21 protein-coding genes are annotated in these 21,981 nt (G+C 66.2%); 4 read left to right on the top strand and 17 right to left on the bottom strand.

Translation table 11 applies throughout. The features are described 5' to 3' along the window. Positions 1 to 4 precede the first annotated feature (4 nt). From ACZ47F_RS05445 to aceK, 5 genes are all read right to left on the bottom strand, one after another. Positions 5 to 1,708 carry an AMP-binding protein gene (locus ACZ47F_RS05445; protein ID WP_464926269.1) on the bottom strand — a complete coding sequence of 568 codons (1,704 nt, stop codon included), beginning with the start codon at positions 1,706 to 1,708 and terminating at the stop codon, positions 5 to 7. Positions 1,709 to 1,759: 51 nt separating this feature from the next. After that, positions 1,760 to 2,365, bottom strand: a complete 606-nt coding sequence (locus tag ACZ47F_RS05440; RefSeq protein WP_464926268.1) for a DsbA family protein — start codon at positions 2,363 to 2,365, stop codon at positions 1,760 to 1,762. Between the two features lie 24 nt (positions 2,366 to 2,389). Further along, positions 2,390 to 3,517 carry an acyl-CoA dehydrogenase family protein gene (locus ACZ47F_RS05435; protein WP_464926267.1) on the bottom strand — a complete coding sequence of 376 codons (1,128 nt, stop codon included), beginning with the start codon at positions 3,515 to 3,517 and terminating at the stop codon, positions 2,390 to 2,392. A 92-nt stretch (positions 3,518 to 3,609) separates the two neighbouring features. Beyond that, a complete protein-coding gene (locus ACZ47F_RS05430) occupies positions 3,610 to 4,788 on the bottom strand; it encodes an acetyl-CoA C-acyltransferase (protein ID WP_464926266.1) in 1,179 nt (392 codons plus the stop codon). Beyond that, positions 4,785 to 6,593 carry a bifunctional isocitrate dehydrogenase kinase/phosphatase gene (gene aceK, locus ACZ47F_RS05425; RefSeq protein ID WP_464926265.1) on the bottom strand — a complete coding sequence of 603 codons (1,809 nt, stop codon included), beginning with the start codon at positions 6,591 to 6,593 and terminating at the stop codon, positions 4,785 to 4,787. The genes ACZ47F_RS05430 and aceK overlap by 4 nt, the downstream gene beginning before the upstream one ends. A gap of 158 nt (positions 6,594 to 6,751) precedes the next feature. Here aceK and ACZ47F_RS05420 point away from each other — a divergent pair, with 158 nt between their 5' ends. Beyond that, complete coding sequence (locus ACZ47F_RS05420) at positions 6,752 to 7,906, top strand: aminotransferase class V-fold PLP-dependent enzyme (RefSeq protein ID WP_464926264.1); 1,155 nt, start codon at positions 6,752 to 6,754, stop codon at positions 7,904 to 7,906. Between the two features lie 45 nt (positions 7,907 to 7,951). On the opposite strand, the gene ACZ47F_RS05415 is transcribed toward ACZ47F_RS05420, so the two are convergent. Both ACZ47F_RS05415 and ACZ47F_RS05410 read right to left on the bottom strand, forming a co-directional pair. Beyond that, the gene (locus ACZ47F_RS05415) at positions 7,952 to 9,130 is read right to left on the bottom strand and encodes an isovaleryl-CoA dehydrogenase (RefSeq protein ID WP_464926263.1); all 1,179 of its coding nucleotides are present in this window, start codon (positions 9,128 to 9,130) and stop codon (positions 7,952 to 7,954) included. Between the two features lie 206 nt (positions 9,131 to 9,336). Beyond that, the gene (locus ACZ47F_RS05410; protein ID WP_464926262.1) at positions 9,337 to 9,750 is read right to left on the bottom strand and encodes a MerR family transcriptional regulator; all 414 of its coding nucleotides are present in this window, start codon (positions 9,748 to 9,750) and stop codon (positions 9,337 to 9,339) included. Between the two features lie 76 nt (positions 9,751 to 9,826). Between ACZ47F_RS05410 and ACZ47F_RS05405 the strand changes: the two genes are divergently transcribed. Both ACZ47F_RS05405 and corA read left to right on the top strand, forming a co-directional pair. Next, positions 9,827 to 10,882, top strand: coding sequence for an MBL fold metallo-hydrolase (locus ACZ47F_RS05405; RefSeq protein WP_464926261.1), 1,056 nt, complete (start codon positions 9,827 to 9,829; stop codon positions 10,880 to 10,882). A 61-nt stretch (positions 10,883 to 10,943) separates the two neighbouring features. Next, positions 10,944 to 11,909 (top strand): magnesium/cobalt transporter CorA, encoded by a 966-nt coding sequence (gene corA, locus ACZ47F_RS05400; protein WP_464926582.1) that lies wholly within the window; start codon positions 10,944 to 10,946, stop codon positions 11,907 to 11,909. Position 11,910: 1 nt separating this feature from the next. Here corA and ACZ47F_RS05395 read toward each other — a convergent pair whose 3' ends face one another. The 4 genes from ACZ47F_RS05395 to ACZ47F_RS05380 form a co-directional block, all read right to left on the bottom strand. After that, positions 11,911 to 12,339, bottom strand: coding sequence for a nuclear transport factor 2 family protein (locus ACZ47F_RS05395; RefSeq protein ID WP_464926260.1), 429 nt, complete (start codon positions 12,337 to 12,339; stop codon positions 11,911 to 11,913). 67 nt (positions 12,340 to 12,406) lie between these two features. Further along, entirely contained in the window at positions 12,407 to 12,829 is a 423-nt protein-coding gene (locus ACZ47F_RS05390) for a diacylglycerol kinase (protein ID WP_464926259.1), read from the bottom strand. A 4-nt stretch (positions 12,830 to 12,833) separates the two neighbouring features. Then, positions 12,834 to 13,862, bottom strand: a complete 1,029-nt coding sequence (locus ACZ47F_RS05385; RefSeq protein ID WP_464926581.1) for a glycosyltransferase family 4 protein — start codon at positions 13,860 to 13,862, stop codon at positions 12,834 to 12,836. Between the two features lie 74 nt (positions 13,863 to 13,936). Further along, entirely contained in the window at positions 13,937 to 14,854 is a 918-nt protein-coding gene (locus tag ACZ47F_RS05380; protein WP_464926258.1) for a UDP-2,3-diacylglucosamine diphosphatase, read from the bottom strand. Between the two features lie 157 nt (positions 14,855 to 15,011). On the opposite strand from ACZ47F_RS05380, the gene ACZ47F_RS05375 reads away from it, so the two are divergent. After that, positions 15,012 to 16,568, top strand: coding sequence for a CYTH and CHAD domain-containing protein (locus ACZ47F_RS05375; RefSeq protein ID WP_464926257.1), 1,557 nt, complete (start codon positions 15,012 to 15,014; stop codon positions 16,566 to 16,568). An 8-nt stretch (positions 16,569 to 16,576) separates the two neighbouring features. On the opposite strand, the gene ACZ47F_RS05370 is transcribed toward ACZ47F_RS05375, so the two are convergent. The 6 genes from ACZ47F_RS05370 to ACZ47F_RS05345 all read right to left on the bottom strand — a co-directional run bounded on the left by ACZ47F_RS05370 (position 16,577) and on the right by ACZ47F_RS05345 (position 21,977). Then, positions 16,577 to 17,362 carry a COG4705 family protein gene (locus ACZ47F_RS05370; RefSeq protein ID WP_464926256.1) on the bottom strand — a complete coding sequence of 262 codons (786 nt, stop codon included), beginning with the start codon at positions 17,360 to 17,362 and terminating at the stop codon, positions 16,577 to 16,579. A 134-nt stretch (positions 17,363 to 17,496) separates the two neighbouring features. Next, positions 17,497 to 18,996, bottom strand: coding sequence for an RNA polymerase factor sigma-54 (locus tag ACZ47F_RS05365; protein WP_464926255.1), 1,500 nt, complete (start codon positions 18,994 to 18,996; stop codon positions 17,497 to 17,499). A gap of 6 nt (positions 18,997 to 19,002) precedes the next feature. Continuing rightward, positions 19,003 to 19,791: an LPS export ABC transporter ATP-binding protein gene (gene lptB / locus ACZ47F_RS05360; RefSeq protein ID WP_464926580.1), complete on the bottom strand. Its 789-nt coding sequence runs from the start codon at positions 19,789 to 19,791 to the stop codon at positions 19,003 to 19,005. A 53-nt stretch (positions 19,792 to 19,844) separates the two neighbouring features. After that, a complete protein-coding gene (gene lptA, locus ACZ47F_RS05355) occupies positions 19,845 to 20,480 on the bottom strand; it encodes a lipopolysaccharide transport periplasmic protein LptA (protein WP_464926254.1) in 636 nt (211 codons plus the stop codon). A 166-nt stretch (positions 20,481 to 20,646) separates the two neighbouring features. Next, the gene (locus tag ACZ47F_RS05350) at positions 20,647 to 21,312 is read right to left on the bottom strand and encodes a thiol:disulfide interchange protein DsbA/DsbL (protein ID WP_464926253.1); all 666 of its coding nucleotides are present in this window, start codon (positions 21,310 to 21,312) and stop codon (positions 20,647 to 20,649) included. Positions 21,313 to 21,347: 35 nt separating this feature from the next. Then, positions 21,348 to 21,977, bottom strand: a complete 630-nt coding sequence (locus ACZ47F_RS05345) for an SPOR domain-containing protein (RefSeq protein WP_464926252.1) — start codon at positions 21,975 to 21,977, stop codon at positions 21,348 to 21,350. Positions 21,978 to 21,981: the final 4 nt, after the last annotated feature.

Raw genomic sequence — 21,981 nt, 5'->3', positions numbered from 1 at the left:
TGCGTCAGGCCGTGGCCTGCGGTTGCACGCCGAGTTCCTGCTGCATCGCTTCGCGAATCTTGAACTTCTGCACCTTGCCGGTGATGGTCAGCGGAAAGCTCTGCACGAAGCGGATGTAGCGCGGAATCTTGTAGTGCGCGATTTGTCCCTGGCAGAACGCGCGGATGTCGTCCTCGGTCGGCGCAGTGCCGGGCTTGGGGATGATCCAGGCGCACAGTTCCTCGCCGTATTTGGGGTCGGGCACGCCGACCACCTGCACGTCCTGCACCATGGGATGGCGATAGAGGAATTCCTCAACCTCGCGCGGGTAGATGTTCTCGCCGCCGCGGATGACCATGTCCTTGATGCGGCCGACGATATTGACATAGCCCTCTTCGTCCATGGTCGCCAGGTCGCCGGTGTGCATCCAGCCCTCGGGGTCGATCGCCTCTGCGGTCTTGTCCGGATCGCCCCAATAGCCGTGCATCACCGAATAGCCGCGGGTGCAGAGTTCGCCGGGCGTGCCGGGCGGGACGATCTGGCCGGTCGCCGGGTCGATGATCTTGATCTCCAGATGCGGCTGCACCTGCCCGACCGTGCTCACCCGCTTGGCCAACGGCGTGTCGGTCGAGCTCTGGCAGCTCACCGGCGCGGTTTCGGTCATGCCGTAGGCGATGGTAATTTCCGACAGGTGCATGTCGCGCACCACCCGCTTCATCACTTCGATCGGGCACGGGCTGCCGGCCATGATGCCGGTGCGCAGGGTGCTCAGGTCGAATTCGCCAAAACGCGGATGGTCGAGCATGGCAATGAACATGGTCGGTACGCCGTGCAGCCCGGTGCAGGCTTCATCCTGCACGGTCTGCAGCGTGGCCACCGGGTCGAATGCATCGTTGGGATAGACGATGGTCGCGCCGTGGGTGATGCAGGCCAGGTTGCCGAGCACCATGCCAAAGCAGTGATACAGCGGCACCGGGATGCACAGCCGATCGGCTGTGGTGAGTTTCATCGCCTCGCCGATGAAGTAGCCGTTGTTCAGGATGTTGCTGTGGGTGAGTGTCGCGCCTTTGGGAAAGCCCGTGGTGCCGCTGGTGAACTGGATGTTGATCGGATCAGACGCGCCCAGCGTCGCGGCGACCTGGGCGACTGCCGGGTCGCTTGCACTGCCGCGGGCGATCCAGTCGGAAAAGCGCAGCATGCCAGGCTCCTCGGTGTCTGCGGTGTGCACCACCAGCCTGAGCTCGGGCAGGCGCGCGGCGCGCAGCGCGCCCGGTTCGCTGTGCGCCAGCTCGGGGGCGAGCTCGCGCAGCATCGCGAGATAGTCGCTGGTCTTGAACCGCGGCATCAGCACCAGCGCCTTGCAGCCCACCTTGTTCAGCGCGTACTCCACCTCGGCGGTGCGATACGCCGGGTTGATGTTGACCAGGATGATGCCGACCTTGGCCGTGGCCAGCTGTATCAGCACCCACTCCACACTGTTGTGCGCCCAGATGCCCACGCGGTCGCCCTTGCGCAAGCCGCTGTGCAGCAAGCTGCTGGCGAGCCGGTCGACTTCGCGCTTGAGCTCGGCGTAGCTCAGACGCACATCCTGATGCCGCACCACCAGGGCCTCGTGCAGTCCCTGGCGCTGCGCCATGGCATCGAAAAAGTCGCCGATGGTCTGGGTGAGCAAGGGCTGGTCAGTGCTGCCGCAGGCGTAGGCCTGGATCAGCGGGGTGTCGTTGGTCATCTGGGCCTCCTCTGTGTTTTTGGGTTGTCGGGGTGGTGTGCAGCGCAGTGATCAGAAGCCGCCGGTCTGCAGCCAGCGCTCGAGCTGCGGCAGGCGGTCCACGCCCCAGAAGGGCTGCTCATCCACCACCATAAACGGTGCGCCGCACATGCCTTCTTCGAGCGCGCGATCGCAGTTGGCCTTGAGCTGGGCCTTGATGGTCGGGTCCGCGGTGTAGCGCGCCACGGTGTCGGACGGCAGCCCCTGCTCGGTGGCCAGTGCGCCGAGCACCGACAGTTCGGCGATATTGCGGTTCTGCGTGAAATACGCCACAAAGCAGCGGTGCAGCCACGGCACTGCCTGCGTCGGCTGCTCGCGCTGCAGGCCGATGAGCACCCGCGCTGCCTGGTAGGTGGCGATCGGGAAAGGCTCTGGGTGGGCGTACGGCACACCTAGGTACCGCGCCGAGCGCGCAATGTCGATGCGGGCATAGTCGCTCTTGAGCGGCTGATCGACCAGCGGTCTGGACCCGGTGACCTGGAACACCGGGCCGAGCAGCATCGGCACCCACTCGACATCGCGCAAATGGCGCGCCGCGATCGCCTCGATCTGCGTGCTCGCCAGATAGGCATACGGCGAGGAAAAGTCGAAGAAAAAGGTGATCGGGCTGACGGGCATGAGGCTCTCCTGGGCATTGGCGCTTTACAGCGCACGGGCAATCAACATGTTTTGCACATCCGAGGTGCCTTCGTAAATCTGGCAAACCCGCACATCGCGCCAGATGCGCTCGACCGGAAAGTCGGCAACATAGCCATAGCCGCCGTGGATCTGCATCGCCGCACTGCACACCTGCTCGGCCATTTCACTGGCCAGGCGCTTGGCCATCGCCGCTTCCTTCAGGCAGGGCTGTCCCGCATCCTTCAGGCTGGCAGCATGCCACAGCAGTTGCCGCGCCGCCTCGATCTGCATGGCCATGTCGGCCAGGCGGAACTGCACAGCCTGATGTTCGAACAGCGGTCTACCGAACGCGATGCGCTCGCGTGCATAGCGCAGCGCGGCCTCGAACGCCGCACGCGCCATGCCCACCGCCTGCGCTGCGATACCGATGCGCCCGCCCTCCAGACCCGACAGCGCAATCCGGTAGCCCTGCCCTTCGGCGCCGAGGCGGTGGGAGGCGGGAATGCGGCAGCCGTCAAAGCGGATCTGCGCGGTGTCGCTTGCCGCCTGCCCGGCCTTGTCCTCCAGGCGTTCGACGATGTAGCCCGGCGTGTCGGTCGGCACGAGAAAGGCGCTGATGCCCTTCTTGCCGGCGGCGCGGTCGGTGGACGCCAGCACGATGGCCACCTGCCCGTTCTTGCCACTGGTGATGAACTGCTTGACGCCGTCGAGCACGTAGTCGCCACCAACGCGGCGCGCGGTGGTGCGCAGGTTCGAGGCGTCGGACCCGGCCTGCGGCTCTGTCAGCGCGAACGCGCCGATCATGTCGCCGCGCGCCAGCGGCCGCAGCCAGCGGTCCTTCTGCGCACCGTCTCCCCAGGCCAGCAGGATGGAGCAGACCGGGCAGTTGTTCACACTGACGATGGTGCTGGTCGCGCCGTCGGCTGCGGCGATCTCCTCGATCGCCAGCGCCAGAGACAGATAGTCCAACCCCGCGCCGTTCCACTGCGTGGGCACGGCAATGCCCAGGCAGCCCAGCGTCGCCAGCCCGTGCAAAGCGTCGCGCGGAAAGCGGGCCTCGCGCGCCCAGCTTGCGGCGTGCGGCGCAATCTCGGCCTGGGCGAAATCGCGCACCGCGTCGCGGATCAGGCGATGGTCGTCAGAAAGGAGCACGGTTCATTCTCCCGGGTGCGAGCTCGCCCCCTCCCAGCCCCCACTGCGTGGGGGAGGTGTGTGCAATGCGAAGGATCGGCAGGACAGCGCGTTCACAGCAGTTCGACCGCCATGGCCGTGGCCTCGCCGCCGCCGATGCACAGCGCCGCCACGCCGCGCTTGAGCCGGCGCTGCCGCAGCGCACCGAGCAGCGTGACGACGATGCGCGCGCCCGACGCGCCAATGGGATGGCCCAGCGCCACCGCGCCGCCGTGCACGTTGACGATGTCGTGCGGCAGGTCGAACTCACGCATCGCCGCCATGGTCACCGCGGCGAAGGCTTCGTTGACTTCCCACAGATCCACGTCCTTCGCCGCCCAGCCGGCCTTGGCGAGCACCTTCTGGATCGCCCCGACCGGCGCGGTGGTGAACCACTCGGGCGCCTGCGCGTGTACCGCATGCGCATGGATGCGCGCCCGCGGGGTGCAGCCGAGCTTGTCGGCGGTGGACGCGCGCATCAGCACCAGCGCGGCGGCGCCGTCGGAAATGCTCGACGAGGTGGCCGCGGTGATCGTGCCGTCTTTCTTGAACGCGGGTTTGAGGCTGGGGATCTTGTCGATTCTGGCCTTGAACGGCTGCTCGTCGCGGCCGATCTGCACCGCGCCGCCGCGGCCAGGCACGGTGACCGGCGCGATTTCCCAGTCGAAGCTGCCGTCCTCGTTGGCCTTTTTGCTGCGCTCGGTGGAGGTGAGCGCAAACTGGTCCATCTGTTCGCGGTTGAAGCCGTATTTCGCCGCGCAACTCTCGGCGAACACGCCCATGGCTTTGCCGCGGTCGTAGGCGTCTTCCAGCCCGTCGAGCGCCATGTGGTCGTAGAACTGGGTGGCGCCGTACTTCACGCCCTTGCGCACGAAGGCCAGATGCGGCGCGTTGGTCATGCTCTCCATGCCACCGGCAACCATCACCGAGGCCGAGCCGACCGCGAGCATGTCGTGCGCGAGCATCATCGCCCGCATGCCCGAGCCGCACATTTTGGACAGGGTCACGGCGCCGGCGCTCTGCGGCAGCCCGGCCTTGAGCGCGGCCTGCCGCGCCGGAGCCTGGCCCTGACCAGCCATCAGGCAGTTGCCCATCAGCACTTCGTCCACCTGGTCGCCGGCGATGCCCGCACGCTGCACCGCGGCGGCGATCGCTGTGGCGCCCAGTTCCCAGGCAGGCACTGCGGCGAAATCACCGAGCAGCGCGCCGATGGGGGTGCGGGCGGCGGATACGATCACGATGGGATCGGTCATGGTGCGGTCTCCAGATCGGTTGAGTCGGAAGGGGCGGACGCCGCCTGCGGCCGGGGAAAGCGGCGCGCCGCGTCATAGGTGAACACGTCGTACAGATGACCCTCGCGGATGCGACGCTGATGCTCCTGCCAGAACGCCGGGTCGAGCAGGTCGGCGTGATGCTTGAGGAACACCGCGCGCACCTTGGGGTTGCCGAGCAGGAACTGGCCGAAGGTCTCGGGAAACACGTCGTGCGGACCGACCGCATACCAGGGCTCGGCGGCCATCTCGTCTTCCTCGTTGCGCGGCGGCGGCACGCGGCGGAAGTTGCAATCGGTGATGTACTCGATCTCGTCGTAGTCGTAAAACACCACCTTGCCGTGCCGCGTCATGCCGAAGTTTTTCCACAGCATGTCGCCAGGGAAGATGTTGGCCGCAACCAGATCCTTGATCGCATTGCCGTATTCGATTACCGCCGCCTCGAGCTGGGCATCGTCGGCTTCCTGCAGGAAGATGTTGAGCGGCACCATGCGCCGCTCGATGTAGCAGTGGCGGATGATGAGTTTGTCGCCGTCGAATTCGAGCTGCGACGGGCAGTAGGTCTGCAGCTCCTCGATCAACTCGGGCGAGAAGCGGGCGCGGTCAAACGCGACGTTCGAATATTCCAGTGTCTCGGCCATGCGGCCCACGCGGTCGTGCTGCTTGACCAGCAGGTACTTGCCTTTGATTTTTTCGCGGCTGGTGTCCTTCTGCGGCGGGTAGAAGTCCTTGATGACCTTGAACACGAACGGAAACGACGGCAGGGTGAACACCACCATCACCATGCCCTTGATGCCCGGCGCGACGATGAACCGGTCGCTCGAATGCCGCAGGTGGTACAGAAAATCGCGGTAAAACAGCGTCTTGCCCTGCTTGGCCAGGCCGAGCGCGCTGTACAGCTCGGCGCGCGGCTTGCGCGGCATGAGACTGCGCAGGAACTGCACATAGGCCGAGGGAATTTCCATCTCGACCATGAAGTACGCGCGGGCAAACGAGAACAGCAGCAGCATGTCGTCCTCGTGGAGCAGCACGGTGTCGATGCACAGCCTGCCGCGTGCATCATGCAAAATGGGCAGAACCAGCGGAAACTCGACATACCCATTGATCACCTTGCCCACCGCATACGCGCCTTTGTTGCGGAAGAACAGCGAGTCGAGCATCTGGATCTGGAAATTCGGCCGCAGGCGCACCTCCGGCCCCATGCGCTGCATCACTGCGGCAACGACACGGCCCACATCGTGCTCGAGATCGTCGAACGGCACGCCCAACTGGAAGTTGTCGATCGCGCGCAGCAGGCAGCGGTGCAGCCCGTCCAGGCTGTGCGGGTAGTAGACGCGGAAGGTCGGCTTGGCCGCCGGCTCGTCGTTCTCGATGTATTCGGTGGAGATTGCCGGGCGCACGAACAAAAACTCGTTGTTGAAATGCTCGCGCCGCAGGATCTTGGTGGTGACCGAATTGAAAAAGGTCTCGGCCAGTTCGGGCTGATGATGATTGGTCAGCAACCCGATGTAGTGCAGCTTGGCCTGCTGCCAGATTTCCATCGGCTGGTTGCCGGCATCGAGCTCCTTTTGCAGCCGCTCGGCGGCCTCGTCCACGCGCTGGTCGTAAAACGCGATGCGCTCGCGCTGCGCCGCCTGCTGCGCCGCCCAGTCGGCGCGCTCGAACCGCTCCTTCGCCGCAGCGCTCACCTGCCGGAACAGCCGGTAATGGCGATTGAAGCCCTCGAGCATGGTGCGCGCCATGGCAAAGGCAACCGGGGAATCCAGACGTGGGGGAAACTGATTCATCGGGCACCTGCACGCTTGATCGATCCGGGCAACTGTAAGCCCGCACCAGCAACAAGGCAAAGCGCCCGGCGCATGCGCGCAGCGCGTGCTAGGCTTTTCGACCGTTTGGCCTGCCCTGTGCGCAGGCCGTGCCATCCAACCTGAGCCGGAGACCTGTCATGCCCGCACTGCTGCCCAACGTCGATCCCGATGGACTGCTCGAGTATTCGGTGGTCTACACCGACCGCTCGCTCAATCACATGTCGGCGAAGTTCCAGCAGGTCATGCGCGATCTGTCGGCCATGCTGAAAAACGCTTACGGCGCGCAGGCCGCGGTCATCGTGCCCGGCAGCGGGACGTTTGCGATGGAGGCAGTAGCACGCCAGTTCGCGCAGGATGCGCAGGTGCTGATCGTGCGCAACGGCTGGTTCAGCTACCGCTGGAGCCAGATCATCGAGGCCGGGCGCCTGACCGACAAGGTGACGGTGCTCAAGGCGCGACGCGTCGCCGAGGCGCCTGAATCGCCCTTCGCCCCGCCGCCGATCGACCAGGTGGTGGCCACCATCTCCCGTGATGCGCCCGCCGTGGTGTTCGCCCCGCATGTGGAAACCTCCGCCGGGCTGATGCTGCCCGACGACTATCTGCGCGCCGTGGCCGACGCCGTGCATGCCGCAGGCGGCCTGTTCGTGCTCGACTGCATCGCCTCCGGTGCAATGTGGGTGGACATGCAGGCCACCGGCGTGGACGTGCTGATCTCGGCCCCACAAAAGGGCTGGAGCGGCCAGCCCTGCTGCGGCTTTGCTCTGCTGGGCGAGCGCGCGCTGGCGCGGCTTGAGCAAACGCAGAGCAACAGCTTTGCCTGCGACCTGAAAAAATGGCACCAGATCATGCAGGCGTATGAAAAGGGCACGCATGCCTATCACGCCACCATGCCGACCGACACCCTGGCCGAAGTGCGCGACCAGATGCGCGAGGCATTCGACCTCGGCCTGCCCTGGCTCAGGTCCGCACAGATGGAACTCGGCCGCCGGGTACGTGCCTCGCTGGATCGCCGCGGCGTCAACAGCGTGGCCGCGCCGGGGTTCCAGGCGCCCGGGGTGGTGGTGAGCTACACCCGCGATCCACAAGTGCAGAGCGGTCGCGCGTTTGCCGCGCACGGCATGCAGATTGCCGCAGGCGTGCCGCTGGCCTGTGACGAGCCGGCCGATTACATGAGCTTTCGCCTCGGTCTGTTCGGGCTGGACAAGTGGAAGGACGTGGACGGCACGGTGCAGCGGCTGGACCAGGTTCTCGACGCCGTGGGCCTGCGCGCCAAGGAAGCGGTGCATCGTTGAGTCGTCGCGGCGCGCGCTGCGCCGCACAGTTGCCGGCCGCATTCCTCAAGCCGTGTGCGCGAACAGTTCGCGGCCGATCAGCATGCGGCGGATTTCGCTGGTGCCCGCGCCGATCTCGTAGAGCTTGGCGTCGCGCCACAGCCGGCCCAGCGGGTAATCGTTGATGTAGCCATTGCCGCCGAAGATCTGGATGCCCTCGCCCGCCATCCACGTGGCCTTTTCGGCGCACCACAGAATGACCGCGGCGCAATCCTTGCGCACGCTACGCGCATGGCCGTCGCCCAGCGCGTCGAGGTTCTTGCCCACGGTGTAGAGCAGGCTGCGCGCGGCCTGCAGGGTGGTGTACATGTCGGCGAGCTTGGCTTGGATGAGCTGGAACTCGCCGATGGGCTGGCCGAACTGCTGCCGCTCGTGCACATACGGCACCACGTTGTCCATCACCGCCTGCATGATGCCCACCGGGCCGGCAGCGAGCACCGCACGCTCGTAGTCCAGCCCGCTCATCAGTACGCGCACGCCACCGCCCACCTCGCCCAGCACGTTCTCGGCCGGCACCGCGCAGTTCTGGAACACCAACTCGCCGGTGTGGCTGCCGCGCATGCCCAGCTTGTCGAGCTTTTGTGCCACCGAAAAACCAGGAAAGCCTTTTTCGACGAGAAACGCAGTGATGCCCTTGGCACCGGCGGCCGGGTCGGTCTTGGCGTAGACCACCAGCACGTCGGCGTCCGGCCCGTTGGTGATCCACATCTTGCTGCCGTTCAGCACATAACTGTTGCCGCGCCGCTCGGCGCGCAGACGCATGCTGACCACGTCGCTGCCCGCGCCCGGCTCGCTCATCGCCAGCGCGCCGACATGCTCGCCCGAAATCAGCTTGGGCAGGTATTTCGCCTTTTGCGCCGGGTTGCCGTTGCGCCGGATCTGGTTGACGCACAGATTGCTGTGCGCGCCATACGACAACCCGACCGACGCGCTGGCACGGGAGATTTCCTCCATCGCCACCATGTGCGCCAGATAGCCCATGCCCGCGCCGCCGTCGGCCTCGGGCACAGTGATGCCCAGCAGGCCCAGATCGCCGAACTGACGCCACAGATCCATCGGAAACTGGTCGCTACGGTCGATCTCGGCGGCGCGCGGCGCGATCTCCTTGGCGGCAAAGCTGCGCACCGCCTCGCGCAGCGCGGCGATGTCCTCGCCGAGTTGAAAATCCAGTCCGGGCAGTTGCATGGGGCGCGTCTCCGTTGGGGCTGCTCTGATGGCAGCGCATGGTGTTGAATCTTACCTTCCGTTTACGTCAACGTGAAATACCGCAGACCACATGGGGTGCGACCTGCTTCAAGCCCGCCCAAGCCGTGCCTGTCGGGATGGTTGGCCGTGTTGGCGTTCCAGGCGTCTGTTCCTATGCGCAGATCGGGCAAAGCGCAGGGGTTGCCTCAACCGCCGCTCGCCCCGAGCTTCTTGAGCAAGCCGCGCGCCTCGGTTTCATACGCCCGGATATCCTCCAGCGTCGCCTGCAGGTCGGCCATGCGGCTCTCGATGTCGGCGCGGTGCGCGGCCAGCACCTCCAGATAGCGGCGCAGCTGCGGCACGGTGTCGCGCGGTGACTCGTACATCATCACCAGTTCCTTGATCTCGGCCAGGCTCAGCCCCAGCCGCTTGCCGCGCTGCGTGAGCTTGAGCCGGGTGCGGTCGCCCTGGGTATAGATGCGTCGCCGTCCCTTGCGCTGCGGGCACAGCAGCCCGGCTTCCTCGTAGAAGCGAATCGCGCGGGTGGTCAGGTCGAACTCGCGGGCGAGTTCGCCGATGGTGTAGGTGCGGGCGGCGGGAACAGCAGCAGCGTTTTTCATGCGTGCCTATACTCGGCATCAATTGACGTTGACGTCAAGTGTAATTTCTAGCCCTCCCAAGCCGACTGCACTGCCCATGTCCGACACCTCCCCGGCCGATGCCATCCACTATCCATTCGGCAGCGAGGTGCCGACGCCCGGGGTCAGCATCGAACTCGTCCCCGGCGTGCGCTGGCTGCGCATGGGCCTGCCGTTTGCGCTGAACCACATCAACCTCTGGCTGCTGAAAGACACGCTCGACGGCGTGCACGGCTGGACCATCATCGACTGCGGCATCGACGCCGCGCCCACCCGCGCCGCGTGGGAACAGGTGTTCGCCACACAGTTGGACGGGCTACCTGTACTGCGCGTCGTGGTCACGCACATGCACCCCGACCATGTCGGGCTGGCGCACTGGCTGACCGCGCGCTGGAACTGCCTGCTGTGGATGAGCGCCACCGACTATGCGGTGTCGTGCATGGCCGCGCGCGGCTGCATGACCATCGGCGGCGAGCCGATGGCAGCGCACTTTGCCGCGCACGGCCTGCAGGATGCCGGCATTCTGGCGGCGATCCGCAGGCGCACCGACTACTACACCGGCTTGGTGCCGGCCATGCCGCCGCGGTTCAGGCGCCTGCGGCACGGCGAGGTGCTGCACATCGGCGGGCGCGACTGGCGCTGTATTGCAGGCTACGGCCATGCGCCCGAGCACATCAGCCTGCTGTGCGAGCGCGATGCGCTGTTCATCGCAGGCGACATGCTGCTGCCGCGCATCTCCACCAACATCAGCGTGAACGACAACGAACCGCTGGCCAATCCGCTGCAGCAGTTTCTGGACAGCCTGGAGCGCTTTGCCGCGCTGCTGCCGGCACAGGCCGTGGTGTTCCCGTCGCACGGCCTGCCTTTTCGCGGCGCGCACGCGCGCATCGCGCAATTGCAGCAGCATCACCGTGAGCGGCTGACCGAGGTGCTGCAGGCCTGCGCCACACCGCAGACCGCAGCAGACCTGCTGCCGGTGCTGTTCAAGCGGCTGCTCGATGCGCACCAGATGACTTTTGCGATGGGCGAGTCCATCGCGCATCTGCACAAGCTGTGGTTCGACGGTCAGCTGCGCCGCCTGGAGCAGGACGGGGTTTACCGCTTCGTGCGCTGAGCGCAGCCCGAGCTTTTGCCGCGGGCCGGTGCGGGAACCGACGTTGCGCATAATGCAGGCCATGCTCAATGTGTTCACCCTCAAGAATGGCCGCCTGGTGCAGCAGGAGGTGATCGACTCGCAGGCGCTCGCCGGGCTGCAGCCAGTGTGGGTCGATCTGGAATCGGCCACGCCGCGCGAGTTGGGCTGGGTCAAGGCGCACTTTGGCCTGACCATTCCGGCCGACGTGCTCGATCAGGACCTGGAGGAATCGGCCCGGTTCTACGAAGAGGAGGACGAGAACCAGCTGCATCTGCGCTCGGATTTTCTGATCAGCGACCAGGAACGCCCACGCAACGAGCGCGTGGCCTTCATCATCCACGGCAGTGTGCTGTTTTCCATCCACACCCACGACCTCACCGTGTTCCGCCTGCTGCGGCTGCGCGCGCGGCGCATGCCCGGACTGATTGAAAACGCCACCGATGTGCTGCTGGCGCTTTATCTGACCGACGCCGAGTATTCCGCCGACACGCTCGAAGGCATCTACGACGCGCTAGAAGCCATTGGCGCGCACATTCTCAAGCCACGGCCCAGCGACCAGGACGCCTCCGAGGCGCTGACCGGCATCGCACTGCAGGAAGACCTCAACGGCCGCATCCGCCGCAATGTGATGGACACGCGCCGGGCGCTGAGCTTTTTGCTGCGCAGCCGCCACCTCAGCGCCGAGCAGTCGCAGGAAGCGCGGCAAATCCTGCGCGACCTCGACTCGCTCGACGGTCACACCGCGTTTCTGTTCGACAAGATCAACTTCCTGATGGACGCCACCGTGGGCTTCATCAACATCAACCAGAACAAGGTGATCAAGATTTTTTCGGTAGCCTCGGTGGCAATGCTGCCTCCCACGCTGATCGCAAGCATCTACGGCATGAATTTCAAGGCCATGCCCGAACTCGACTGGGCCTGGGGCTATCCGTTTGCACTGGGGCTGATGGTGCTCACCGTCATTGCGCCGTTCTGGTATTTCCGCAAGAAGGGCTGGTTGAACTGACTCAGGCCGCTGCGGCCTTTTTCAGTCGCCGCACCACGGCGCCGAGCACGGGCACAGTGGCGTAAAAATCGCAGGCGTCCCAATAGTCGCGATGGTCGATCACCAGCCCCTGCGCATCGAGCACGAACCGTGTTGCGCCGGGGATGCAGTGCGCCGGTGCCCCGGCGCGCAGTGCGAAATGGAAATCCCAGGTCATCCAGCCCACTTCGGCCTGCGCGGTGACCTCGCGCACCACGAAGCGGGGGACGTGCAGCTTGGCATACATGTGCGCAAACTGCTTGGTGATCGCCTGCAGACCCTGCACGCGGTTGAAAGGGTCCTGGAACGTGGCCTGCGGCGCGTAGATTTGCGCGAGCACGTCCAGCCGGTCGGCGCCGAGTTGCTCGAACAGCTGGGCGATGCGTTGCAGCGAGGCGGCGGCGACTTCCATGGGATGCGGCGCGGATGAGGCGATGCCTGCATGGTAGGCGGGCGGCACACGGCGCGCTGCCCGCGGGTCAAATCCAGCGCGGCAGCAGCACCGCGGCCCAGACCAGGGCGCACAGCAGCAGGGTGAGCAGCACGGCGGCGCTGCCCAGGTCCTTGGCAGTCTTGCTCAGGTCGTGCCGCTCTAGCGACACGCGGTCGACCGTGTATTCGATCGCGGTATTGAGCAGCTCGACGATGAGCACCAGCAATACGCTGCCCGCAAGCAGCGCGCGCTCGGTCCAGGTCTGGCCCAGCCACAGCGCCAGCGGGAGCAGAAGGATCGCCAGACTGAGTTCCTGGCGGAATGCCGACTCGGTCTGCCAGGCCGCGCGCAGGCCGCAGAGCGAATTGATCACCGCGTGTTGAATGCGCGACAGTCCGGTACGCGTCTTGTAGGGATTGGGAGCCGCATCCGGCTTGGCGGCGCAGGCGCGCTCACGCTGCTGGGCCATGCGCTCAGCGTCCCGTCTGCGCGGCAGCACCTTCGCGCACCGCTTTGCGCAGGTGGTCGAGAAACTGTTTCGACGCGGCTTCCCAGGTGAACTTGCGCGCATGCGCCAGCGCCACACTGCGCGGAATCTGTAGTGCGCGCAGACAGGCCGCTTTCAGATCGTGGTCGAGTACGCCGGCCGGGCTGTCGCCGATCACATCCAGCGGGCCGGTCACGGGATAGGCGGCCACCGGGCAGCCGCAGGCCAACGCCTCGATCAGCACCAGGCCGAAGGTATCGGTCTTGCTCGGGAACACGAACACATCGGCGCCGGAATAGACCCTGGCCAGCTCATCCTGGGTGAGCACGCCGAGAAAACGCGTGTCGGGATACTGCTTGCGGATGCGTTCGAGCTCCGGCCCCTCGCCCACCACCCACTTGGTGCCGGGTAGATCAAGCTGCAGAAAGGCATCGATGTTCTTCTCCACCGCCACCCGGCCCACGTACAGAAAGATCGGCGGCTTGCCGTCCAGACGCTCGCCTTCACGCGGGTAGAACACCCGGTGATCGACCCCGCGCGACCACAGCCGCACATTGCGAAAGCCGCGCTCCTGCAGATCGCGCTGTACCACTTGCGTGGGCACGAGCACCGCGCGCCCGGCGTTGTGGAAACGCCGCAGATAGGCATAGGTCCAGGCTAGGGGTATGCGAAACCGGGCCTGCACATATTCGGGAAAGCGGGTGTGATAAGCGGTAGTCAGCGTGATGTCTAGACGCCTGGCCAGACGCCGCGCCGCCTGTCCCAGCGGGCCTTCGGTGGCCACATGCACCACGTCAGGCATGAAGCTGTTGATCCGCTGCATGATCTGCGCCCGCGGCCACAGGCTCAGACGGATTTCCGGGTAGGTCGGGCAGGGCACGGTGCGAAAGCTGCTTGGCTCGATCACATCGACCTCCTGCCCCAGGTCGCGCAGCAGACCGATGGTGGTCTTGAGGGTGCGCACCACGCCGTTGACCTGCGGCTCCCAGGCATCGGTCACGATGAGGATGCGCAGCGGCGGCGTGCCGGCTGCAGCGGGCCAGGGTTTTTCCGCGGTGGCAGCCATGCCGAGGCTCATGGGCGAGGCGATCATGCGGCGATCACTGGCGCATGCCCCGACCGCGTGTGGCTGCGCACCGCAGGGCGGGGCGCCAGCTCGGCCAGCACGCGCAGGCCGTCATTCCAGTGCAGCAGCTTGAGTCGACCATCCGCGTCTTCGGCCAGGGCAGTGAGGCTTTCCACCCAGTCGCCGCAGTTGGCGTAGATCTGCCCGTCCTCGCTGCGCAACTCGGCACGGTGGATATGCCCACAGACCACGCCGTCGCACTGCTGGCGGCGCGCCTCGTCGCTGAGCAGGGTCTCGAAATTGGAAATCGTGTTCACCGCGGCCTTGACCTTGTGCTTGAGGTATTGCGACAGCGACCAGTACGGCAGACCGAGCTTCAGGCGCGCATGATTGAACCAGCGGTTGAGCTTGAGGCTGAACATGTAGGCGGCGTCGCCCAGATGCGCGAGCCACTTGGCATACAGCACCACACTGTCGAACAGATCGCCGTGGACGATCAACAGGGTGCGGCCGTCGGCGGTGACATGCCATACCTGGTTGACCACCTCGATGCCGCCGAAATGCAGGCCGTCGTATGGCCGGGCGAATTCGTCATGGTTGCCCGGCACGAACACCACCCGCGTGCCCTTGCGCGCCTTGCGCAGCAGCTTCTGCACCACGTCGTTGTGCGTCTGTGGCCAGTAGATGCCCTTTTTCTTGAGTTGCCAGCCGTCGATGATGTCGCCGACCAGATAGATGGTGTCGGCGCTGCAGTGGCGCAGAAATTCGAGCAGCTGCGATGCCTTGCAGTCACGTGTGCCCAGATGGATGTCGGACAGCCACAAGGTGCGCCAATGCACCTGCGGCTCGCCATCGGCGGCCGCTGCCGCGCCCGCCGGTGCGCTGGCGCACGGCCCATCCGCGGCGCGTTGGTCCGGCGCAAAGTCGGCGGTGCTGCGCATCAAACGGGACAGTGTTTGCGAAACCATGCCGCGCATTGCATCGCGCCAATGTGTCAGGAACGTGACCATCATCGCCCCCGCCGCAGGCATGGACGGCGGCTGCCGCACATTGGACAATCAGAAGTCGCTTGACCGAGCCACTTCACGATTGCCCACCATGAGTCAGGAACGCGAACTCAAATTCCGCATCGACCTCGCACTGCACAACGTGGTGCGCGCCCACCCCATCCTGCTCACACTGGCACCGGCCCCGCAGCAGCAGACGCTGCAGAGCTGGTATTTCGATACACCGACGCACGCACTGCGCCAGGCCGGCATGGCGCTGCGGGTGAGGCACACCGCCGGCGGGCGGCGCATCCTCACCCTCAAGAGCAGCCCGGCACAGGGCCTGCAGCTCAGCCGCGGTGAATGGGAGTTCGACATCGACACCGACGCGCCTGATGCCGCCGCGCTGCAGCGCCTGCGCGACACGCCGCTGGCTGCGCTGACCGACGCCGGTGCGCTCGCGCCTGGTCTACGCGCGGTGCTGGGCACGCGGATGCAGCGCACCGTCTGGCAGGTGGATTGGCAGGGCACGCAGCTCGAGGTCTGCCTGGATGCCGGGCAGGCGCTGGGCGGCACCGAGCCCGATGCCCCCAGCCTGCCAATCAGCGAACTGGAGATCGAACTGATCGACGGCCACTGGCCGCATACCTTCGACCTGGCCTGGGCATTGGCGCAAGATTTGCCGCTGCTGCTCTCACCGGTCAACAAAATGCAGCTGGCCGCGCAGGCCGCCGGGTTGAGCACACTGCAGCTGCCACCGCTGGTGCGCGAGCTCGCCCCGCTGGACAGCGGCGGGCAGGCGGTGGCTGCGGCCTTGCAGCAGTCTGCCGCGCTGATGGCCGTGGGCGCGCAGTTGCTGCAGACTGACCCACAGCCCGACACCGTGCATCAGATGCGGGTGCAACTGCGTCGTCTGCGCGTGTTGCTGCGCCTGCTGCAGACCACCGGCCCGACATCGCAGCACAGCGCCTGCCGCTGGCTGCGCAGTGAATGGCGCTGGGCAGGACAGCTGCTGGGTAGGGTGCGCGATGTCGATGTCTGCCTCGAACACGCCACGGTGCTCAGATCCGATCCCGCTGCCTGCGCGCCGATCGCCCGCGACCTGCAGCACAAGCGCGATGCGCATCTCGACGCCCTGCTGGGGTACCTGCGCAGCGCCCGCTTCGGTCGGGCGCTGCTGGCGCAGGCCCGCTGGGCCGAATGCTGGAGCAGCGGGCAGGTGATCGCGCCGGATCTGCCCGCCGAGCGGCTGGCCGCTCGTCTGCTGCGGTTCGAGCGCCACGATCTGCAGCTGCAGCCCAGACGCTGGGCCGAGCTGCTGGCCATCTGGGACGGACAATCCGCAACCCCGCTGGACGCCCCGTGGGATGCACTGCACACTCTGCGGCTCAGGGCCAAGCGGCTGCGTTACACCCTGGAGTGGCTCGCCCCGTGGGCCGAGCAGGTGCTAGGCAAACGGGGCCGAACCTGGCTATTTCTCGCCACCGGCCTGCAGACCGATCTGGGCGAAGCACTCGACACCCTGCGACTGGCCCGCTGGATGAGCGAAACGGGATTGGCCGCTGCGCCGGATGCCGCCACGCTTTCCAGCACAGACGTGCAGCAGGCCTTCGACCAGGTGCGCAGCAGTCTGCGGCGCGCGCTGCAGACTGCGCGCCACGGACGCTGAAGGCAGGTTCACGCCGCCGGCTGAGCATCGCGCCGGGTCAGGGTGAGATAACTGACCAGCAGCATGATGACCAGCAGGAACAGTGCACTGGTGCCCATGGCGCCCAGACCGAGGCCACCTTCGCTGCCGGGCTTGGACAGCCAGTCACCACAGGTCGCTCCCAGCGGACGGGTGAGGATATAGGCGATCCAGAACGTGGTCACCGCGCTGGCCTTGAACAGAAAGCGGGCCGCTGCGGTCAGCACGATCGCAGCGCCGAACAACAACGCCGACAGCGCGTAGCCGAGCTGCAGCCGCTCAGCGGCCAGATCCCCGCCTGCCGTACCCAGCGCGAAGGTGAACAAGATGGCGGCCCAGTAATACGCCTCGCGCCGCGGCGTGTCGATGCTGTGGATCGACAGCGTGCGCTCGGACGCCCACCAGCCGATGAAGGTAGCCACCAGCGCCAGCGCGAACAGTAGGGTGCTGAACGGGAGCGGCACGCCGAGATGGTCGGTGAGGTTATCGGTGATCAGCGTGCCCACCACGCTGATGAGGGTGACGGTCAGCCAGTACAGCCACGGGATGTAGCGCTTCGCGCGCATCTGCGCCGCGAGCACGCCGATGAACAGCACGGTCATGACCACGGTCGTGCCCATCAGGCCGAAGTGCAGATCGACCGAGAGGTAGTCCGCGGCGGTTTCGCCCACGGTGGTGGCCATGATCTTGATCAGCCAGAAGTAAAGAGTGATGACGACCGGAACCTTGATCGCCTGCGCCCAGTCGGGCTGCGCTGGCAGTGCTGTGTCTTGCATGAGAAACTCCCTGAATGCCATGTGGTGTTGTTGTGTGGTCGCGTGTAGCGCGACCACGGCATTCTGGGAAAGCAGACTTAGCGCAGGGTGAGCGCTTGCCGCTGCAAAACGACCAGCAGACAGCGCCGCGCGGCTCATCCGCTCTTGCGCAGATTGGCCGGGGCGATGCGCAGCGCTTCGCGGTATTTCGCCACGGTGCGCCGCGCCACCTGCACGCCCTGTCGCGTCAGGCGCTCGGCGAGTTCGCTGTCGGACAGCGGTCGGGCGCTGTCCTCCTCGGCGATCAGGCGGCGGATGAGTTCGCGTACTGCGGTCGACGAGGTGTTACCCCCGGCCTCGGTGCTCAGCCCGGAGCCAAAGAAGTATTTCAGCTCGACCGTGCCGAACGGCGTAAGCATGAATTTCTGCGTGGTCACACGCGAGATGGTGGATTCGTGCAGGCCGAGTTCGTCGGCAATCTCGCGCAGCACCATCGGGCGCATGGCCACCGGGCCGAAGTCGAAAAACCGCTGCTGCCGTGCAACGATGGCCTGCGCCACGCGCTCGATGGTGTCAAAGCGCTGCTGCACGTTCTTGACAAACCAGCGCGCCTCCTGTAGCTGGCCGTGCATCGCAGTGCCGCCGTCGCGCGCGCGGCGCAGCGCGTCGGCGTAGATCTGGTTGACCCGCAGCCGCGGTAACACCTCGGGGTTGAGCTGCGCCGTCCAGCCTTGCGCAAGTTTGCGCGCGATGACATCGGGCGTGACCGCCTGCGCCGCGTCGCTGCGAAAGGCGCCGCCCGGGCGCGGGTCGAGCTGGGCGATGCGTTGCTGCGCAAGCCGCAATACAGCCTCATCGACCCCGAGCAGGCGTTCGAGCCTACGCCAGTCGCGCCGCGCCAGCAGGTCGAGGTGGCCGCCGCGGCAGATCTGCAGCGCGGTGTCGCGCACCGCACAGGCGGGCTGGCGCTGCAGCTGTAGGCAAAGGCACTGCGGCAGGTCGCGCGCCGCCACGCCGGCCGGGTCGAAGCTTTGGATCAGACGCAGCGCGGTGCCCAGCACTTCGACCAACTCCTCGTGCTGCTCGTGCGCGGCATCGGGCGCCAGCGCCAGCGCCAGTTCAGAGAGGGTTTCGGGCAGAAAGCCGTCGTCGTCGAGCGAGTCGATGACGGCCTCGGCGGCAGCGCGATCGATGGGGCTGAGCGCCAGTCCTGCGAGCTGGCTGCGCAGGTGGCCGCGCAGGTCGGTCTGCCCGGCGGCGCGGTCCAGGGCGCTGAATCCATCGTCCTCGTCGCCCGCGGCGGACGCCCCAGCGCCGGCCCAGGAGTCGGCATCGGCATCGAGGTCGGCGCCGGGGTCGACTTCGGCGCTGCTGGCGGTCCAGTCCTGCGCGTCGAGCTGCAGTTCGGCCGTCGGCTCGCCTGCGGCATCGGGGGTGTCGGCAGCTGCTGGCGGTTCAGGCAGTGGGGGAGAGGGTTCGGCGGCGAGCGCTGCGTCCTCGGCCTCGTCGACCTCGAGAAAGGGATTGGACTCGAGCAGGCCCTCGATTTCCTGCGTGAGTTCGAGTGTGGAGAGCTGCAGCAGGCGGATCGATTGCTGCAGCTGCGGGGTGAGCGCCAGATGCTGGGACAGGCGCAGATTCAGCGAGGGTTTCATCGCGAACTACATGCGGAAGTTTTCACCGAGATAGACCTTGCGCACCGCGGGATTGTCGATGATGGACTGCGGATCGCCCCGCGCCAGCACCTGGCCTTCGCTGATGATGCAGGCCGAGTCGCAGATACCCAGGGTTTCGCGCACATTGTGGTCGGTGATCAGCACACCGATGCCCTGCTCCTTGAGGAACTGGACGATGCGCTGGATTTCGATCACCGCAATTGGGTCGATGCCGGCAAACGGCTCGTCGAGCAGGATGAAGCGCGGCTGCGTAGCCAACGCGCGGGCGATTTCCACCCGCCGCCGCTCTCCGCCGGACAGCGCGGGCGCCGGCGTGTCACGCAGGTGCTCGACATGCAGCTCGCGCAGCAGATGCTCCTCGCGCGCGCGAATCTCGTCCCTGGACAGGCGCCGCCCCTGTGCATCACGCTGCAGTTCGAGCACGGCACGCACATTTTCGGCCACGGTCATGCGGCGGAAGATCGACGCCTCCTGCGGCAGGTACGACAGCCCCATGCGGGCGCGGCGGTGCATTGGCAGGTCGGTGACGTCCTGGCCGTCGATATGGATGCGCCCGGCATCGGGCCGCACCAGGCCGACGATCATGTAGAACGATGTGGTCTTGCCCGCGCCGTTCGGTCCGAGCAGACCGACCACCTCGCCGCAGCGCACAGCGAAGCTCACGTCACGCACCACCTGACGGCCGGCGTAGCGCTTTTGCAGATGCTGCACATCAAGTTGCGGGCAGGCCGCGGAGCGGGGCGCGCCCTCGCCTGCACTGCCCTGCGCTGCCACCGGCTCCAGCCCGCCACGCACCACGGTCTGCCGCGTGGCCTCGGGCTGTGCGCTCACGGCTTGGCTCCCAGTCGGGGGGAGACCTGGAGCGCCGGTGGCGCGTCCGGCGCCGACGCTGCGGCAGCGGGCGCGGGCTGCGGGCTAAGCATCATGCGCACCCGCCCGCTGGGATTGGTCGCGCTGGCACCGGCTGCGCCGCCCTCGACCGTGAATACATCGGTGATCTGGTTGTAGGCGATCACACTGCCTTGGCTGCGATCGACCAGCTTGCCGTCGATCAGCCGGCTAAGATCGGCCTGCCCACGCAGGGTGACCACATCGGTCTTGCCGTCGTATTCGATGCGCTGCGCCGCGCCCTCCAGCGTCTGTGTTGGCTGTCCCGGCGCGCTGTCGAGCTGCTGCCGGAAAGTCGCCAGCTGTCCTGGCGCGGCCGCCGCAGTGGCGTATTGATAGCCGTCTGGCGCTTGACGCACGGTCACCGTCCCCGCCCGCAGCACGAGCGTACCCTTGGTGACCACCACGTTGCCGGTGAACACACTGGTCTGGCGCACATCGTCATAGCGCATGGCATCGGCCTCGATGTGGATCGGCTGATTGCGATCGGCCTGCGCAGCCCATGCAGGCGGCACCAGGGCGAGCGCACACAGGGCAGTCATCGGCAAAAGTCGGGCCAGTGGTTTCATCGGCATGGGTTTTGCTTTGGTCGATGCATTCTAGGCCCATGTCATCAGCTGCCGACATAGTGCCAACCTATGCCGAGCGCGCCACTGGACGATATGCGCGGGCTTGCGGCGTGTACAAAAGCGGACTGCCCGCATCGAGGCGGGCAGTCCGGTCAGGGCAAGGTCACGCCGCTCACTTTTTCGAGGCGCGGACCTTTTTGATCAGATAATCCACGACCTCGAGCACCTTCTGGTTGCTGTTGGCCTCGGGCAAGGCGGCCGACGTGGTGTACATGCCTTGCACCGCCATGGTCGGCACCCCCTGGATCTGGTAGTCGGTCACCATTTGCGTGGCCTGCTTGACCTGCGCGTTCACAGCAAACGAGTTGTAGGCGTCCAGGAAAGTCTTTTTCGGAATGCCCTGCTGCGCCAGCCAGTTGGCCATCTGCTCAGGGGTGCCCAGCGGAATGTGTTGCACGTGGATGGCGTTGAAAATCTTGGCCTGCATCGTATCGGTGAGCTTGCCCAGCGCCTTGAGCGCGTAATACAGATGCTGCTGCGGCACAAATTGCGGGGAAAATGCCACCGGCACACGTTCGAGCACCACATCGGGCGGCAGTTTCTTGGCCCAGGCGTCCAGCAGCGGCTCGAACTGAGCACAGTGCGGGCAGTCGTACCAGAAAAACTCCATCACCACGATCTTGTCCGACGGGCTCACCGGCTGTGGCACTGCAAGCCGGTTGTAGGCAAAGCCTTCGTTGAAGGGATTGGGTTTGGCAGGTGTCTGCGCCTGCGCGGCAGCCGCGACAAAGCCCAGCGAAAACACCATGCACACCACGGAAAGCCAGCGTCGAAACATGAGTGGTCCTTTGGTTGGAAGATCAGGGGTCGGTTTTACTTGGTGACGCGCACCAGCGCCGTTTGAATGCCGTTGTCGCTCAGAAGTTTCTGCGTCTTCTCGGCCTGCTGCGCCGACGAGAAGGGCCCCACCCGAACGCGGTAGAGCGTGCGGCCGTTGACAACGCGCTGGTCGATGTGTGCTTCCTGCCCGGTCAGCGCTACCTTGGCGCGCTGGCGCTCGGCATCCTCCTGTGTGCTGTATGCCCCCACCTGCAACACATAGCTCACCACGGCGGGGGTCGCCGCAGTGGGCTCGGGCGACGTCGTGGCGGGCGCCTGGGTCGCGGTCGTGGCCGCGTCCTGCGACGCGGCGGCCGGGCTGGGCTGCCGCAGTTCGGCTAGGGCAGAAGGCGACAGCGGCCGGCTGGCTGCGGTCAGCGGCATAGAACCACTGCCGGCGGGCGGTGTGGCTGTGACGCCGCTCAGGCCTTGGTTCGGATTCCAGTTGGCCGCGCCGGAGGCGGCACCCGATGGGCGTTCTTGAAAGCGGTTCATGAACGGCAGCGGCGCCTTGCTGATGTAGAGCGCCACGCCCAGGGCGATGGCCAGGCCGATCACCAATCCGGCAATCAGGCCGATGAGAGTACCGCCGGACTGGCGGCGCAGAAAACGCGGTGTGGACATGGCG

This window comes from Thiomonas islandica (assembly GCF_055383445.1).
This window is presented reverse-complemented; position numbering and strand designations above follow the sequence as displayed.